The 15200-nt window shown below is 61.5% G+C and carries 13 protein-coding genes; 10 read left to right on the top strand and 3 right to left on the bottom strand.

The features are described 5' to 3' along the window. Nucleotides 1-105: 105 nt before the first annotated feature. The 3 genes from D8U82_RS19160 (at nucleotide 106) to D8U82_RS19150 (ending at nucleotide 2772) form a co-directional block, all read left to right on the top strand. A complete protein-coding gene (locus D8U82_RS19160; RefSeq protein WP_125917861.1) occupies nucleotides 106-1017 on the top strand; it encodes a LysR family transcriptional regulator in 912 nt (303 codons plus the stop codon). A gap of 102 nt (nucleotides 1018-1119) precedes the next feature. Continuing rightward, nucleotides 1120-2013, top strand: a complete 894-nt coding sequence (locus D8U82_RS19155; RefSeq protein ID WP_110603511.1) for an NAD-dependent epimerase/dehydratase family protein — start codon at nucleotides 1120-1122, stop codon at nucleotides 2011-2013. 141 nt (nucleotides 2014-2154) lie between these two features. Beyond that, nucleotides 2155-2772, top strand: coding sequence for a Fic family protein (locus tag D8U82_RS19150; RefSeq protein ID WP_122699386.1), 618 nt, complete (start codon nucleotides 2155-2157; stop codon nucleotides 2770-2772). A 7-nt stretch (nucleotides 2773-2779) separates the two neighbouring features. On the opposite strand, the gene D8U82_RS28160 is transcribed toward D8U82_RS19150, so the two are convergent. Next, nucleotides 2780-2941 carry a hypothetical protein gene (locus D8U82_RS28160; protein ID WP_016771791.1) on the bottom strand — a complete coding sequence of 54 codons (162 nt, stop codon included), beginning with the start codon at nucleotides 2939-2941 and terminating at the stop codon, nucleotides 2780-2782. Nucleotides 2942-3332: 391 nt separating this feature from the next. Between D8U82_RS28160 and D8U82_RS19145 the strand changes: the two genes are divergently transcribed. The 4 genes from D8U82_RS19145 (at nucleotide 3333) to D8U82_RS19130 (ending at nucleotide 7505) form a co-directional block, all read left to right on the top strand. Beyond that, complete coding sequence (locus tag D8U82_RS19145) at nucleotides 3333-4682, top strand: GntP family permease (RefSeq protein WP_122699439.1); 1350 nt, start codon at nucleotides 3333-3335, stop codon at nucleotides 4680-4682. A 16-nt stretch (nucleotides 4683-4698) separates the two neighbouring features. Continuing rightward, nucleotides 4699-5559 carry a MurR/RpiR family transcriptional regulator gene (locus D8U82_RS19140; protein ID WP_130902751.1) on the top strand — a complete coding sequence of 287 codons (861 nt, stop codon included), beginning with the start codon at nucleotides 4699-4701 and terminating at the stop codon, nucleotides 5557-5559. Between the two features lies 1 nt (nucleotide 5560). Next, nucleotides 5561-7018: a D-aminoacylase gene (locus D8U82_RS19135; RefSeq protein WP_130902750.1), complete on the top strand. Its 1458-nt coding sequence runs from the start codon at nucleotides 5561-5563 to the stop codon at nucleotides 7016-7018. Nucleotides 7019-7136: 118 nt separating this feature from the next. Next, nucleotides 7137-7505, top strand: coding sequence for a glyoxalase superfamily protein (locus D8U82_RS19130; RefSeq protein ID WP_016771789.1), 369 nt, complete (start codon nucleotides 7137-7139; stop codon nucleotides 7503-7505). A 282-nt stretch (nucleotides 7506-7787) separates the two neighbouring features. On the opposite strand, the gene D8U82_RS19125 is transcribed toward D8U82_RS19130, so the two are convergent. Both D8U82_RS19125 and D8U82_RS19120 read right to left on the bottom strand, forming a co-directional pair. Then, nucleotides 7788-8153, bottom strand: coding sequence for a DUF6124 family protein (locus D8U82_RS19125; RefSeq protein WP_095180333.1), 366 nt, complete (start codon nucleotides 8151-8153; stop codon nucleotides 7788-7790). Nucleotides 8154-8632: 479 nt separating this feature from the next. After that, nucleotides 8633-9649 carry an AraC family transcriptional regulator gene (locus D8U82_RS19120; RefSeq protein WP_130902749.1) on the bottom strand — a complete coding sequence of 339 codons (1017 nt, stop codon included), beginning with the start codon at nucleotides 9647-9649 and terminating at the stop codon, nucleotides 8633-8635. A 188-nt stretch (nucleotides 9650-9837) separates the two neighbouring features. Here D8U82_RS19120 and D8U82_RS19115 point away from each other — a divergent pair, with 188 nt between their 5' ends. From D8U82_RS19115 to D8U82_RS19105, 3 genes are read left to right on the top strand one after another with little or no spacing between them, the layout of a single operon-like run. Next, nucleotides 9838-11442 carry an FAD-binding oxidoreductase gene (locus tag D8U82_RS19115; RefSeq protein ID WP_130902748.1) on the top strand — a complete coding sequence of 535 codons (1605 nt, stop codon included), beginning with the start codon at nucleotides 9838-9840 and terminating at the stop codon, nucleotides 11440-11442. Continuing rightward, complete coding sequence (locus tag D8U82_RS19110; protein WP_125927159.1) at nucleotides 11439-13034, top strand: glycerol-3-phosphate dehydrogenase/oxidase; 1596 nt, start codon at nucleotides 11439-11441, stop codon at nucleotides 13032-13034. The genes D8U82_RS19115 and D8U82_RS19110 overlap by 4 nt, the downstream gene beginning before the upstream one ends. Further along, nucleotides 13031-14581 carry an FGGY-family carbohydrate kinase gene (locus D8U82_RS19105; protein ID WP_125927160.1) on the top strand — a complete coding sequence of 517 codons (1551 nt, stop codon included), beginning with the start codon at nucleotides 13031-13033 and terminating at the stop codon, nucleotides 14579-14581. The genes D8U82_RS19110 and D8U82_RS19105 overlap by 4 nt, the downstream gene beginning before the upstream one ends. Nucleotides 14582-15200 lie beyond the last annotated feature (619 nt).

The raw sequence follows: 15200 nt of genomic DNA, 5'->3' as shown, positions 1-15200 counted from the left end.
CTTGCGCTTGCCCGGTGAGGCTCAAGACGGTATCTACAGGGGGAATGCATTCCAATGTAGGAGCTGCCGCAGGCTGCGATCTTGGCGATTTCAAAGAGGGAACCAGTGAAAGCCAGATCCGATGAGTTGCAGATTTTCGTCTGCGTGATCGAGTGCGGTTCGATTTCCGCCGCCGCCGAGCAGGTCGGCCAGACGCCGTCGGCCGTCAGTCGCACGCTGTCGAAGCTCGAAGCCAAGCTCGACACCACGCTGATCAACCGCACCACACGACGCATGGACCTGACCGAGGAGGGCAAGTATTTCTTCGAACAGGCCAAGCTGATTCTCGACCAGATGGATCAACTCGAAGAACGCCTGTCCTCGCGCCAGCAAACTCCCTCCGGGCGCCTGCGCATCAACGCCGCCTCGCCGTTCATGCTCCACGCCATCGTTCCCTACATCGACGAATTCCGGCAGCTCTATCCGGACATTCAGCTCGAACTCAACAGCAACGACCTGATCATTGACCTGCTGGAACAAAGCACCGACGTCGCCATCCGCATCGGCACCCTCGCCGACTCGACGCTGCATGCGCGTTCGCTCGGTTGCAGTCCGTTGATGATCGTCGCCAGCCCCGCCTATTTGAAAAAACACGGCGCGCCACGCCAAGTGGCGGATTTGAGCGAACACACGTTGCTCGGCTTCACCCACAACGAAGGCCTCAACCAATGGCCGCTGCGCTATGTGCACGGCGACCGCTGGCCGATCAACCCGGCGATCAGCGCTTCCAGCGGCGAGACCGTGCGCCATCTGGCGCTGGAAGGGCAGGGCATTGCCTGTCTGTCGCACTTCATGACCATCGACGACATCCGTGCCGGGCGCCTGAAAGTCCTGCTCGGCGAATTCAACAGCGGCTACCGCCAGCCGATCAACGCCGTGTACTACCGCAACTCGCAACTGGCGTTGCGCATTCAGTGTTTCCTCGACTTTATCCAGAGCAAACTCGCCGCCTACGCCAGCGCCGAATTCAAGGGCTGATTCGTGATCCCTGCGCAAGAGTGAATTGGCCGAGGGCGGGTTTTTCGCCTGAGTTCATCGGCCGATACTCGCTGCATCACTTATTCACGCAGGAGTTCCTCCATGAACGTATTCGTTACCGGCGCGGCCGGTTTTATCGGCGGTTCCATCGCCACCGGCCTGGTGCAGGCCGGGCACAACATCACCGGCCTGGTGCGCAGCGCCGAGCAGGCTGATGAGCTGAAAGCACTGGGCATGAACGCGGTAATCGGCACCCTCGATGACAGCCAATTGCTGGCGCAACAGGCCCGCGCTGCCGATGCCGTCATTAACGCTGCCAGCAGCGACCATCGCGGTGCGGTGGAAGCGTTACTCGACGCTTTGCGTGGCTCGAACAAAGTCTTTCTGCACACCAGCGGTTCGAGCATTGTCGGCGACGCTTCCGGCGGCAAATCCAGCGATGACATTTACTATGAGGACAACCTGCCGGAGCCGACTGTCGACAAGGCCGATCGCGTAGCCATCGACAACCTCGTGCTCGCGGCGGCGCAGGATGGCGTGAACTCGGCGGTGATCTGCAACACCCTGATCTATGGCCACAGCCTGGGCGTCAACCGCGACAGCGTGCAACTGCCGCGACTGCTGAAACAGGCGCGCAAAAGCGGCGTCGTTCGCCACGTCGGAACAGGGCAGAACATCTGGTCCAACGTGCACATCGAAGACGTCGTCGCCCTGTATCAGCTGGCGCTGACCAAAAACGTGCCCGGCACTTTCTACTTCGTCGAGAGCGGTGAAGCCTCGTTCATCGACATGACCACCGCCATGGCCGAAGCCCTCAATCTGGGCGAACCGCAAGACTGGTCATTGCAAGACGCCGAAGCCGAATGGGGCTATGAAATGGCCAACTACGGCCTCGGTTCCAACAGTCGCGTACGCGGCAAACACGCCCGGAAACTGCTGGGCTGGACGCCGAAGCGCACGTCGGTGGTGGAATGGATTCGTAACGAAATGGTGTGATGGGTCATTGAGCCCCGTCGGGCTTTGCTATCGATCAAATGAACGGCCGTCTTTGGGTGGCCGTTTGTATTTCTGCCTTTGCGCTCGCATGTCACCCGGCTTAAGGTGCCTTGAATCATCGACAGGTCGGCAGGTTCGGGAATGGTTGATCGTTACGAGGCAGAGGGGGCACAGGGCAGTTTTCAGGCCGGCTCGGATGAGCAGGTACTGAGCAACAAGCTGGGAATCAGTGATCCTGAAGAGATGGATGATGCCGAGCTGACTCTGCTGGAAAAACTTTACCAGCAGGTTCTGATCGAGCGTTTACCGGCACGGTCAATTACTGTTCAGGACTTGAGGGATTGGCACCGGTACTGGCTGGGCAATATCTATCCCTGGGCGGGTGAAATACGGGCGGTCAACCTTGGCAAAGACGGTTTTTTCTTTGCTGCGGCCCCACAGATTCCGCGCTTGTTAGAGGGGTTTGAGAAGGAATGCCTTGCTGAATTCACCCCGTGCAAACCTGATCTTGATGAGAACCTCATTCACGCCATCGCCGTAACGCATGTGGAATTCATTTTGATTCATCCATTCCGGGAGGGTAATGGACGGTTGTCCAGATTACTTGCAGACGTGATGGCGGTGCAGGCGGGCTATGTTCCGCTGGATTACAGCAGTTGGGAGCGAAACAAAGAGGCTTACTTTGCTGCGATAAATCAAGGCCTCAACTGCAACTACCAGCCAATGGAATATTGGGTCCGGCGAGCACTGTGGGCTTGAGAGAAGCCTACCTGGCCAATGCGAGGTGTTGGAATTTGCCGGATTTGGCCTTGAGCTTGCGTTCGATCATATCGACACTTTGGCCGGTCTCGATCGCTGTGGAGCTGGCGATTGAGCGGATCAGGGCGTCCTGGGTCAATTTTTTTCGGTTGCGACGTACGATGGCCATGGCGTGATCCCGGGTAATTACCTTGAGCGAGTATAGCGCTCGTTCGAAGCGTCGACATACTCGGTTCAAGAGGTCGACAGCGTTCTGCCTGGAAGGGTGCGATCAAAACTGTGGGAGCGAGCCTGCTCGCGAAAGCGGTGGGTCAGTCAATGAAGAGGGTGAATGTGAAGCGGTCTTCGCGAGCAGGCTCGCTCCCACAGAGTTAAGTGGAGATTTGAAATGCCATGAAAATCCCGCCCTCCGATTTTCATTAATCACGACACCCCATACCCATCAGCGACACTTCTTGTCTCTCCACGAAAATTACTTTCATGCGGTTTGAAATCTCTATCTCGAAATGATTTATGAGTTTCACAACCCATTCGAACGTGACCCTTTCGAGGAGTACCGCATGACGCCTTCCCTCGGCTATTGGCTGCTGGTCTACGCCGCTGTGGCCATCATTGCGCTGATCGTGTTGATCGCCCGTTACCGGCTCAATCCGTTCATTGTCATCACCCTGATTTCCCTGGGCCTTGCGCTGGTGGCCGGGATGCCGCCGTCGGCGGTGGTCGGTGCGTATGAGGCGGGTGTCGGCAAGACGTTGGGGCATATTGCGCTGGTGGTGGCGTTGGGGACGATGCTCGGCAAGATGATGGCCGAGTCTGGCGGGGCTGAGCAGATGGCGCGCACGCTGATCGAGCGATTCGGTGAGAAGAACGCGCACTGGGCGATGGTTTGCATCGCATTTCTTGTCGGCTTGCCGTTGTTCTTTGAAGTCGGTTTCGTCTTGCTGGTGCCAATCGCTTTCACCGTGGCGCGCCGCGTCGGCGTGTCGATTCTGATGGTCGGGCTGCCGATGGTGGCCGGCCTCTCGGTGGTGCATGCGCTGGTGCCGCCGCACCCGGCGGCGATGCTCGCGGTGCAGGCCTATCAGGCCTCGGTCGGGCAGACCTTGCTGTACGCGATCGCGATCGGCATTCCGACCGCAATCATCGCCGGCCCGCTGTACGCGAAATTCATCGTGCCGCGCATTCAATTGCCGACGGACAATCCGCTGGAAAAGCAATTTCTCGACCGCGAACCGCGCGACAAACTGCCGGGTTTCGGCATTACCATGGCGACCATTCTGCTGCCGGTGGTGCTGATGTTGATCGGCGGTTGGGCCAACCTGATTTCCACCCCCGGCAGCGCGTTCAACCAGTTCCTGCTGTTCATCGGCAACTCGGTGATCGCGCTGTTGCTGGCGACTTTGCTGAGCTTCTGGACGCTAGGGATTGCCCAAGGTTTCAACCGCGAATCGATCCTCAAGTTCACCAACGAATGCCTCGCGCCCACCGCCAGCATCACCTTGCTGGTCGGCGCGGGCGGCGGCTTGAACCGGATTCTGGTGGATGCCGGCGTCACCGATCAGATCGTCAGCCTCGCCCATGAATTTCATTTGTCGCCACTGATCATGGGCTGGCTGTTCGCCGCGCTGATGCGCGTTGCCACCGGTTCGGCAACCGTGGCGATGACCACCGCATCGGGCGTTGTCGCGCCGGTGGCCATCGGTCTGGGTTATCCACATCCTGAGCTTTTGGTGCTGGCGACCGGCGCGGGCTCGGTTATCTTTTCCCACGTCAACGACGGCGGCTTCTGGTTGATCAAGGAATACTTCAACATGACGGTCGCGCAGACGTTCAAGACCTGGACCGTGCTCGAGACGCTGATTTCGCTGGTCGCTTTCGCGCTGACCGTCGGCCTTTCCTACCTGCTGTGACCGGAGCCCGCCGCCCATGGACATCCTCTACCAGATCCGCGCCCGCCAGGATTCCTTCAGTGCCGGCGAGGGGCGCATTGCGCGGTTGATGCTCGACGATGTCGGCTTTGCCGCCAGCGCCAGCCTCGAAGACCTCGCACAACGCGCCGAGGTCAGCACCGCCACGCTGTCGCGCTTTGCCCGCACGGTCGGCTGCCGCGACCTGCGTGATCTACGTCTGCAACTGGCCCAGGCCAGCGGCGTTGGCAGCCGGTTTCTCGACCCGGCGGGCACGCCCGAGCAGTCGGCGTTCTACGGGCAGATTGTCGGCGACATCGAAACCACGCTGCGCCAGCATTTGGCCGGTTTCGATGAATCGCGCTTCGCCGACGCAGTGAAATTGCTCAGCCAGGCGCGGATGATTCACGCGTTCGGCATGGGTGGTTGCTCGACCCTGTGCGGCGATGAATTGCAGGTGCGTCTGGTGCGCCTCGGTTACCCGATTGCGGTGTGCCACGACGCGGTGATGATGCGCGTCACCGCCGCCAGTTTGAACGCCGAGCAAGTGCTGATCGTCTGCTCGCTGACCGGCATCACCCCGGAGCTTTTGGAAACCGTGGAGCTGGCGCGCAACTATGGCGCGCGCATCCTCGCCATCACTCGCGGCGACTCACCGCTGGCGGAACTGGCCGACGTCGTCCTGCCGCTGCAAGGCGCGGAAACCTCGTTCATCTACAAACCGACGGCGGCGCGCTACGGCATGCTGCTGGCCATCGACGTGCTCGCCACCGAGCTGGCGCTGGCCAGGCCTGAAGACAATCAAGAACGCCTGCGGCGAATCAAACTCGCCCTCGACGAATACCGTGGCGGCGACGATCACCTGCCGCTGGGAGACTGACATGCAGTACGACACCCTGATCCGCAACGCTCTGCTCATCGACGGCAGCAACACGCCGGGCTACCGCGCCGACGTGGCGATTCTCAATGGTCGCATCGAGCGTATCGGCGATCTGCCTGACGCCCGCGCCAGCGAAGAAATCGACGCCGCCGGCCGGGTGCTGGCGCCGGGTTTCATCGACGTGCACACCCACGACGACACCGTGGTCATCCGCCAACCCGAAATGCTGCCCAAGCTCAGCCAGGGCGTGACCACGGTGATTGTCGGCAACTGCGGCATCAGCGCTTCGCCGGTCACTTTGAAGGGCAATCCGCCGGACCCGATGAACCTGCTCGGCAGCGCAGCGGCGTTCGTCTATCCGCGTTTCAGCGACTACCGCGCCGCCGTCGAAGCGGCCAACACCACGTTGAACGTCGCCGCACTGGTCGGCCACACGGCGCTGCGCAGCAATCACCTCGACGACTTGTTCCGCACCGCGACCCCCGACGAAATCACCGGCATGCGCGAGCAGTTGCGCGACAGCCTCGAGGCCGGCGCGTTGGGTTTATCCACAGGCCTGGCCTACGCCAGCGCCTTCAACGCCTCGACCGATGAAGTCATGCAACTGACCGAAGAACTCACGGCGTTCGGCGCGGTGTACACCACCCATTTGCGCAGCGAATTCGCCCCGGTGTTGGAGGCGATGGATGAAGCTTTCCAGATCGGCCGACACGCGCAATCGCCGGTGATTATTTCCCACCTCAAATGCGCCGGCGTCGGTAACTGGGGACGCAGTCCGCAATTGCTCGCAGCGCTGGAAGAGGCAGCGAAAACCCATCCGGTCGGCTGCGATTGCTACCCGTACGCGGCGAGTTCCTCGACCCTGGATTTGAAGCAGGTCACCGACGCCCACCGCATCACTATTACCTGGTCGACGCCGCACCCGGAAGTCAGCGGGCGCGACCTGATTGACATCGCAGGCGAATGGAAACTGTCGCTGGAAGAAACCGCGAAACGTCTGCAACCGGCGGGCGCGGTGTACTACGGCATGGACGAGGCCGATGTCAGAAGAATCCTCGCCCATCCGCTTTCGATGGTCGGCTCTGACGGACTGCCCGAAGACCCGTTCCCGCATCCGCGCCTGTGGGGCGCTTTCCCACGGGTGCTGGGCCATTTCAGTCGCGACGTTGGCCTGTTTCCCCTGCACACCGCCGTGCACAAGATGACCGGCCTGTCGGCGGCGCGTTTTGGCTTGCAGGAAAGGGGCGAGATTCGTGAAGGACATTGGGCGGATCTGGTGTTGTTTGATCCGGCGACCGTGCGTGACGTGGCCGATTTCAACGATCCGCAGCGGGCGGCGCAGGGGATTGACGGGGTTTGGGTCAACGGCGTGTTGAGTTATCGCGATGGACAGGCGAATGGGGCGAGGGCAGGGCGGTTTCTTGCGCGACAGGGCGACCTGCGCGACCACTTTCGTTAAGGATTCGTGGTGTGCGTCACAGTGATGGCACATTGCAATTAAAGAAAGCCATCCACAAGCCGATTTGCTGACATCCTCCCCGTCTACACTGTGGGGCCAATCAGTCAGGGAGCACCCCATGAGCTTCGGCAAAACCACCCCGATCCTGCGGATCTTCGATGAGGCCAAGGCTGTCGAGTTCTACGTCGATTTTCTCGGTTTCAAGATCGACTGGCAGCATCGCTTCGAAGCGAATTTTCCGCTGTATCTGCAGGTGTCACGGGGCGAGTGTGTGCTGCATCTGTCCGAGCATCACGGCGATGCCTGCCCTGGTTCGGCGCTGCGTATCGAGACCGATGAGCTGGAGGCGTTTCAGCAGCAGTTGATGGCCAAGGATTACAAGTTCTCGCATCCGCAGATTCAGGCGATGCCGTGGGGGAGTCAGGACATGACGATCGCCGATCCGTTTGGCAATCGGTTGGTGTTTACCAATGCGATCAGTCTTTGAATTTAGCGCCAGAGATCAAAAGCCCCTCACCCTAGCCCTCTCCCGGAGGGAGAGGGGACCGATTGCGGGATGCTCGGGAGTTACGCCGACCTGAATGTTCTGTGCTGAATCCATAATCGAATTGAATGCATGGCGTCGAATCCATAATCGACTCGGTCTTTCAGGTCGACGGACAGCGCAAGACAACCGGGTCGGCTCCCTCTCCCTTGGGAGAGGGCTGGGGTGAGGGGCAACCCCTGACACCCCACAAAAACCAGCCCACACCAAATTCCTCAAAAACCCTCAATCAGTCGGCACCAACCGATCCAGCACCCGATTCACTGCCATCTCCGCGACCATCACAATCTGCGCGATGCCCTGCAACGTCTTGCGCTGCGAGCCGTTCACCAGCCCCGCCTGATCGTTGAGCATCACCGTCGCCGACCCTAGTGTTTCGCAGGCGTCGGCCAACAGCGATTCGTTGTCGGCCTCGGGATTGGCCATGTACAGCGTGTTGGACTTGTAGGGCGGGGCCATGAATTCGGCGCTGGACGGGCCGAGGTAATGGTCGAGGGCGCGGTCGGCGGCTTCGTGGAATTTCTTTGAGTCGGCGGATTCGTAGGGAGATGCCGAGTCGGTGGGTGGCGGGTTTGGGGTTACTTTGAACATGAATGCTTGCCTCTTATGAAGCTGCATCCGTTTCGCCGCTAAGCAAAGGGAGGCAGCTGTGCGCAAGTTAGCGGACCGGTAAGCATTCAACCCGGTGCATCCGAAGATGCCATGCGCACAGCCACCATCGAGTGCAGGCGTGAGCCTGACTGGATTGGACTTGTACAACCGGAATGCTGTCCGAGCCGCTAAGCTCGATCACTGAGAAATCAGTGACCGAATCAAGTTAACGGCAGGCCCCAAGGCGCACAAGCCGGCGGATTCTGGCGCAGGCGTAGGCAGCGGCGCAAGGAATTGTGGGTGGTTTCGCTGAATGTCTGGCGGCTTTAAACGGTTGTGCCAAGACGTGTTTAATCGGTGTGGCGAATGACGCCTTCGCGAGCAGGCTGGCTCCCACAGGGGATCTGCGGTGAACTCGGAAATGCAGACAACCGAGAACTACTGTGGGAGCGAGCCTGCTCGCGAAGAGGCCATCAGCATCACCGCCGATTCCGCAACCGAAACTCCCCCGGCGGCATCCCGCGCCAGCTCTTGAACGTGCGATGAAACGAGCGCGGTTCGGTAAAACCCAGATACTGCGCAATGTCCTGAACCGGCAACGTGCTATTGAGCAAGTAGTGCTCGGCCAACTCCTGACGCAGCTCATCAAGAATCTGCTGATACGACGTCCCGACCTGCTGCAACTGCCGCTGCAACGTGCGCACCGAAACGCTGAGCTGTTCGGCCACTTGCTCCTTGCGCGGCAAGCCCTCCTTGAGCAAACCGCGCAGAATGTTTTTCACCTGCTGCGCCAGCGACGCATCTTCCAGCGTCGCCAGCAAACCCATCGCGTGTTCTTCCAGGGTTCGCAGCAATTGCGCATCGGCCTGGCGCAGCGGCAACTGCAAATAAGCCAGCGGCACCACCAGCGCCGAATACGCCTGATCGAATAGCACCGGGCAACCAAAAAACGTCTCGTACTCGGCCAGCGTCACCGCATCCGGCCGCGCATGCTCCAGCCATACGCAGGCCGGCGACAGCTGCGTGTCGGCGATCCAGCGCGCGTAGTGCAGCCAGGAACCGAGCACGTTTTCCACCAGATGCCGACGAATCCGTGGCCGCTGGTAACGGCAGGCCCAGATCAGATGCACGTGCTCGCCCTGCACCTCGGCGCGGCTGACGCCCATGTCGCCGACGAGTTTTTCGAACGGCATGATCCGGCTCATCGCATCGCCCAGCGTCGCGCAATTCATGGTGATGTAACCGAGCACGCTCCACGAATTGGGCAGGACGAAATTCGCCGCATGCAGCCCGAACAACCCATCGCCCGAGTGCTCGCAGAAATAATCCAGCAAGCGCTCGTGAACCTCACCTGGCAGGCGCAAGGTGTTGTCGCTCAACTGCTGCGCCTGCAACCCGGCCGCCGCCAATGCAGGCTCGATGGCCATGCCCAACTGTTCGGCATGGCGCAGGTATTTGAGCAGCGGCGGAACGGAAGTGAAGCCGAGCGAGGGCATGGTCGCGGTCCTTTGATCGACGGCGCGTGAGCGAATGAATGCCGCAAGGTAAGTGGATTGCCCGGCGAAAGTAAATGCCCGGACGTTTGGCGCCATTCGCTACATGATCTGGCCGGATGCGACCGTGACAGATCTCCAGCGCTGACTAGTATGCAAGCTTGATCCAACGGCAGAAAAAGGACACACGCATGCGACGCTGGAACGGCTGGGGAGAGGCAGGCACGGTGGTCGAACTGCCGGCCCAGGGCGCGACATTTCTCCACGAACGCTTGGGCGCTGGCCGCGCATTGCCCGATGCGACATTGGCAGCGGCGTTGACGCAAGTGCCGACCTCGCGCCTGGTGCCGCACCGCTTGTACAGCATCGATACTCACGATCGCCTGCTGCACGCGCGCGGCCAGAGCCTGCCGGACTGGCTGGCGTTGCGCGAAGGCGCGCTGGGTACTTATCCCGATGCCGTGGCGTTTCCTGAAACGGCCGAACAGATCCGCCAATTGTTGGCCCTCGCCCATGATCAGGATCTGTGCCTGATTCCCTACGGCGGCGGGACATCGGTGGCCGGACACATCAATCCACCAAACTCCGCGCGCCCAGTGCTGACGGTGTCGCTGGCGCGGATGAATCGCCTGACCGACCTCGACGAACAAAGCCTGCTGGCGACATTCGGCCCCGGCGCCAGCGGGCCGCAAGTGGAAAGCCAGTTGCGTGCGCGCGGCTACACGCTGGGGCATTTTCCGCAGTCGTGGGAGCTGTCGACCCTGGGCGGTTGGGTGGCCAGTCGTTCCAGCGGCCAGCAGTCGTTGCGCTACGGGCGGATCGAGCAATTGTTTGCCGGCGGCACCCTGGAAACGTTCGCCGGGCCTCTGCAGATTCCGACGTTTCCGGCGTCGGCCGCCGGCCCGGATCTGCGTGAAGTGGTGCTCGGTTGCGAAGGCCGTTTCGGGATCATTTCCGAGGTCAAAGTGCGAGTCAGCGCGTTGCCGGCGGACGAACGTTTCTACGGTGTGTTCCTGCCCGACTGGCCGCAGGCGCTGCAAGCAATCCGGCAACTGGCGCAGGCGCGCGTACCGCTGTCGATGCTGCGCCTGTCCAACGCGGTGGAAACCGAAACACAACTGGCGCTGGCGGGCCATCCGCAACAGATCGCCTGGCTGGAAAAGTACCTCAAGCTGCGCGGCGCCGGCGACCGCAAATGTCTGTTGACCTTCGGCGTCACCGGCAATCGCCAGCAAAACGCACTGTCGCTGAAACACGCGCGCGCCCATCTGAAAGCCTTCGGCGGCGTGTTCACCGGCACCCTGCTGGGCAAGAAGTGGGCGCAGAACCGCTTCCGTTTTCCCTACCTGCGCGAGAACCTGTGGAACGCCGGCTACGTGGTCGACACCCTCGAAACGGCCACCGACTGGAGCAACGTCGACCACTTGCTCAGCCTGATCGAAAACAGCCTGCGTGACGCCTTGGCCGCCGAGGGCGAACGCGTGCATGTGTTCACTCATCTCTCGCACGTCTACGGCGAGGGTTCGAGCATTTACACCACCTACGTGTTTCGCCCGGCCGCCGACTATGCCGCTACGCTGGCGCGCTGGCGGATGCTCAAACACGCGGCCAGCCAGACCATCGTCGACAACCACGGCACCATCAGCCATCAGCATGGCGTCGGCAAGGATCACGCACCGTACCTATTGCGGGAAAAAGGCCCGCTGGCGATGCAGACGTTGCAGGCGTTGAGCGAACATTTCGACCCGGAGGGGCGCCTCAACCCGGGCACGCTGTTGCCAGAGTCGCGGCCATGACGGCGCAATGGAACGCGCAGTGGCGCGAGCAGATTCTGCCGACGCTGGCGGATGAAACCTGGGACCTGATCGTCATCGGCGGCGGCATCAGCGGCGCCGGAATCGTCCGCGAAGCCGCGCGCCGGGGCTGGCGCTGTCTGCTGCTGGAGCAGCGCGATTTCGCCTGGGGCACCTCCAGCCGATCATCGAAAATGGTCCACGGCGGTTTGCGTTACATCGCCAAAGGCCAGTGGCGCCTGACCCGCGATTCGGTGCGCGAGCGTCAGCGCCTCCTCGACGAGGCGCCGGGGCTGGTCGAGCCGATGAGTTTCATGATGCCGCACTATCGCGGCGGCTTTCCCGGGCCGCGCGTCATGGGCGGCCTGCTCTCGGTGTACGACGCGCTGGCGGGGCGGCGCAACCATGCTTTTCATGACGCCCAGCAACTGCGTTTTCTTGCGCCGGGGGTGAAGGAAAACGGCCTGCTCGGCGGCAGCTGTTTTGTCGATGCCCTGACCGATGATGCGCGGCTGGTGATGCGCGTACTGCGCGAGGCCCGGGCCGATGGTGCGGTGATTATCAGTGGTGTGCGCGTCACGCAACTGCTGCGTGAAGGCGGGCGGGTGTGCGGGGTTCAGATCGAAGATGGCGAGGGCGGGGCGACGCTGCAATTGCGCTCCGCTGTGTTGGCTGTGGCCACAGGCACGTGGGCTGAGCGCCTCCGTCCCGCTGACGCTGCGAAGCAGTTGCGACCGTTGCGCGGCAGTCATCTGTTGCTGCCGGGCTGGCGTTTGCCAGTGGCGCAGGCGTTCACTTTTCTGCATGCGCATGATCGGCGCCCGGTGTTTGTCTTTCCGTGGGAAGGCGCGACGGTGGTCGGCACCACGGACCTCGATCACCGCGAAGACCTAGACCACAGCGCGCGCATTTCCAGCGACGAACTCGACTATCTGCTCGCCGCGTGCCAGCAGCAATTTCCCGGCGCCGAAGTGGGCGTCGACGACGTGCTGTCGACCTGGTCAGGCGTGCGTCCGGTGGTGGGCAGCGCAACGGGTGCGCAGCAGGGCAAACCGTCCAACGAAACCCGCGAACATGTGTTGTGGCAGGAGCCGGGTTGCGTGACTTTGGCCGGCGGCAAACTGACCACATTTCGCCCGCAAGCGCTCGAAGTGCTCAAGGCGTGTGCGGTGATGCTCGGGCGCTCTTTTGTCGATGACGGCGCGCCGGTGTTCGCCGCTGTGCCGTCGCTGACGATTGCGGGACTGAGCGGCAATCAATGGCGACGCTTGGCCGGGCGTCACGGTCGAGACCTGCAGAGGCTGGCGCAATTGCTCGGCGAACTCGGTCTGGAAACGGTTGGCGCCACCGATACGTTGTGGGCAGAGCTGGCGTTCGCCTGCGAGGCGGAAATGATTCTGCACCTGGATGATTTGCTGCTGCGCCGCACCCGTTTGGGCCTGTTGCTGCCGCGCGGTGGCGAGGATTATTTGCCGGCGATCCGCACGCTCTGCCAGTCGCGATTGGCCTGGGACGATGAGCGTTGGCAGGCGGAAATTGAGCGTTATCGATTGTTGTGGCTGCTCGATCACGGCTTGCCGGAGATCACGCCATGAAATACCTGTTAGCGATCGACAACGGCACCCAGAGCGTGCGCGCATTGCTCTTCGATCTGCAGGGCAATCTGCTCGGCAAAGGCAAAGTCGACTTGCAGGCGTACTACTCGACGCAACCCGGTTGGGCCGAGCAGGATCCGGAATATTACTGGGCGAAACTCGGCGAGGCCTGCCAGCAACTCTGGCAGCAGACCGGCATCGACCGTGCGCAGGTTGTCGGCGTGTCCCTGACCACCCAGCGCGGCACCGTGATCAACGTGGACGCCAAGGGCAAACCGCTGCGCCCGGCAATTGTCTGGCTCGATCAACGCCAGACCGAGGTCGAGGGCGGCATCAAAGGGCCGTGGGGCTGGCTGTTCAAACTGGTCGGCGCCCAAGCAACGGTGGATTATTTCCGCGCCCAGGCCGAGGCCAACTGGATCGCCCGGCATCAACCCGAAGTGTGGGCGGCGACCGACAAGTTTCTGCTGCTCTCGGGCTTTCTTACTCATCGCCTGTGCGGGCGCTTCGTCGACTCTGTCGGCTGTTGCGTCGGCTATCTGCCCTTCGACTTCAAACGACTGAAATGGGCGGCGCCGCGCGACTGGAAATGGCAGGCACTGGCGGTGCGCCCGGAGCAGTTGCCGACCCTGCACAAACCCGGCGAAACCCTCGGCTACATCACAGCCGAAGCCGCCCGCCACACCGGCATTCCCGAAGGCCTGCCGCTGATTGCTGCTGGCGCCGACAAGGCCTGCGAAGTGATCGGCTCCGGCGTGGTCGATGCGCGCACCGTGTGCCTGTCCTACGGCACCACCGCGACCATCACCAGCACCCGCTCGCGCTACCTGGAAATCGTCCCGCTGATCCCGCCGTACCCCTCGGCCGTGCCCGATCAGTACAACTGCGAAGTGATGATCTATCGCGGCTACTGGATGGTCAGCTGGTTCAAGAACGAATTCGGCCTGCGCGAGATGCAACTGGCAAAAGAACAGGGCATCGAACCGGAGCAACTGTTCGACGCACTGGTCGACGCGGTGCCGCCGGGCTCGATGGGCCTGATGCTGCAACCGTACTGGTCACCGGGCATCCGCGAACCGGGCGTGGAAGCCAAGGGCGCGATGATTGGCTTCGGCGACGTACACACCCGCGCGCATATCTACCGGGCCATTCTCGAAGGCCTGGCCTACGCGCTGCGCCAGGGCATGGAGAACATCGAGCGACGTTCAAAGGTCTCGATCCAGCGCCTGCGCGTCGCCGGCGGCGGCTCACAAAGCGACGCCGCCATGCAACTGACCGCCAACATCTTCGGCCTGCCGGCCGAGCGCCCGCATGTGTATGAAGCGTCCGGGTTGGGGGCGGCGATTTGCTGTGCGGTGGGGTTGGGATTGCATCGGGATTTTCCATCGGCCATTGCGGCGATGACTCGGGTTGGAGCGGTTTTCACACCGCAGCCTGAGGCGCAGAAGGTTTATGAACAGTTGTACAGAGAGGTGTATTTGCGTATGTACCGGCAGCTCAAACCGCTGTACCAAAGCATCCGCAAAATCACCGGGTATCCCGAATAGTCCCGACACCATAGACCCCTGTGGGAGCGATCCTGTTCGCGAAGGCGCAGTGTCAGTCAATGATGATCTGAATGATCCACCGCTTTCGCGAGCAGGCTCGCTCCCACAGGGATTTTGCTGTGCGCTCAAAATCCGGTGAGTCACACAAATCCAAATGTGGGAGCGAGCTTGCTCGCGAATGCGCAGTGTCAGGCAACGTCGATTTGATTGACCCACCGCCATCGCGGGCAAGCCCGCTCCCACAAGGTTTTGCGGTGTGCTCAAAATCCAGCGTGGCACACAAGTCCAGTGTGGGAGCGAGCCTGCTCGCGAAGGCGGAGTGTCAGGCACTGTTGATTTGGTTGACCCACCGCCATCGCGGGCAAGCCCGCTCCCACAGGGATTTTCGGTGAGCTCAAAATCCGGTGAGTCACACAAATCCAAATGTGGGGAGCGAGCTTGCTCGCGAATGCGGAGTGTCAGGCAACATGGATTTGATTGACCCACCGCCTTCGCGGGCAAGCCCGCTCCCACAAGGGATCTGCGGTGTGCTCAAAATCCTGTGACCCACACAAATCCAAATGTGGGAGCGAGCTTGCTCGCGAATGCGGAGTGTCAGGCAACATGGATTTGATTGACC

The organism is Pseudomonas sp. Sample_23, assembly GCF_004307595.1.
GTDB lineage: Bacteria > Pseudomonadota > Gammaproteobacteria > Pseudomonadales > Pseudomonadaceae > Aquipseudomonas > Aquipseudomonas atacamensis.
Note: the sequence above shows the minus strand (reverse complement) of the source record. Positions and strands in the feature narration are given on the sequence as shown.

What these genes read in the sequence shown, in the direction of transcription:
- D8U82_RS19155 (WP_110603511.1), top strand. Translation starts at nt 1,120, where the DNA reads ATGAACGTATTCGTTACCGGCGCGGCCGGTTTTATCGGCGGTTCCATC.
- D8U82_RS19150 (WP_122699386.1), top strand. Translation starts at nt 2,155, where the DNA reads ATGGTTGATCGTTACGAGGCAGAGGGGGCACAGGGCAGTTTTCAGGCC.
- D8U82_RS28160 (WP_016771791.1), bottom strand. Translation starts at nt 2,941, where the DNA reads ATGGCCATCGTACGTCGCAACCGAAAAAAATTGACCCAGGACGCCCTG.
- D8U82_RS19145 (WP_122699439.1), top strand. Translation starts at nt 3,333, where the DNA reads ATGACGCCTTCCCTCGGCTATTGGCTGCTGGTCTACGCCGCTGTGGCC.
- D8U82_RS19140 (WP_130902751.1), top strand. Translation starts at nt 4,699, where the DNA reads ATGGACATCCTCTACCAGATCCGCGCCCGCCAGGATTCCTTCAGTGCC.
- D8U82_RS19135 (WP_130902750.1), top strand. Translation starts at nt 5,561, where the DNA reads ATGCAGTACGACACCCTGATCCGCAACGCTCTGCTCATCGACGGCAGC.
- D8U82_RS19130 (WP_016771789.1), top strand. Translation starts at nt 7,137, where the DNA reads ATGAGCTTCGGCAAAACCACCCCGATCCTGCGGATCTTCGATGAGGCC.
- D8U82_RS19125 (WP_095180333.1), bottom strand. Translation starts at nt 8,153, where the DNA reads ATGTTCAAAGTAACCCCAAACCCGCCACCCACCGACTCGGCATCTCCC.
- D8U82_RS19120 (WP_130902749.1), bottom strand. Translation starts at nt 9,649, where the DNA reads ATGCCCTCGCTCGGCTTCACTTCCGTTCCGCCGCTGCTCAAATACCTG.
- D8U82_RS19115 (WP_130902748.1), top strand. Translation starts at nt 9,838, where the DNA reads ATGCGACGCTGGAACGGCTGGGGAGAGGCAGGCACGGTGGTCGAACTG.
- D8U82_RS19110 (WP_125927159.1), top strand. Translation starts at nt 11,439, where the DNA reads ATGACGGCGCAATGGAACGCGCAGTGGCGCGAGCAGATTCTGCCGACG.
- D8U82_RS19105 (WP_125927160.1), top strand. Translation starts at nt 13,031, where the DNA reads ATGAAATACCTGTTAGCGATCGACAACGGCACCCAGAGCGTGCGCGCA.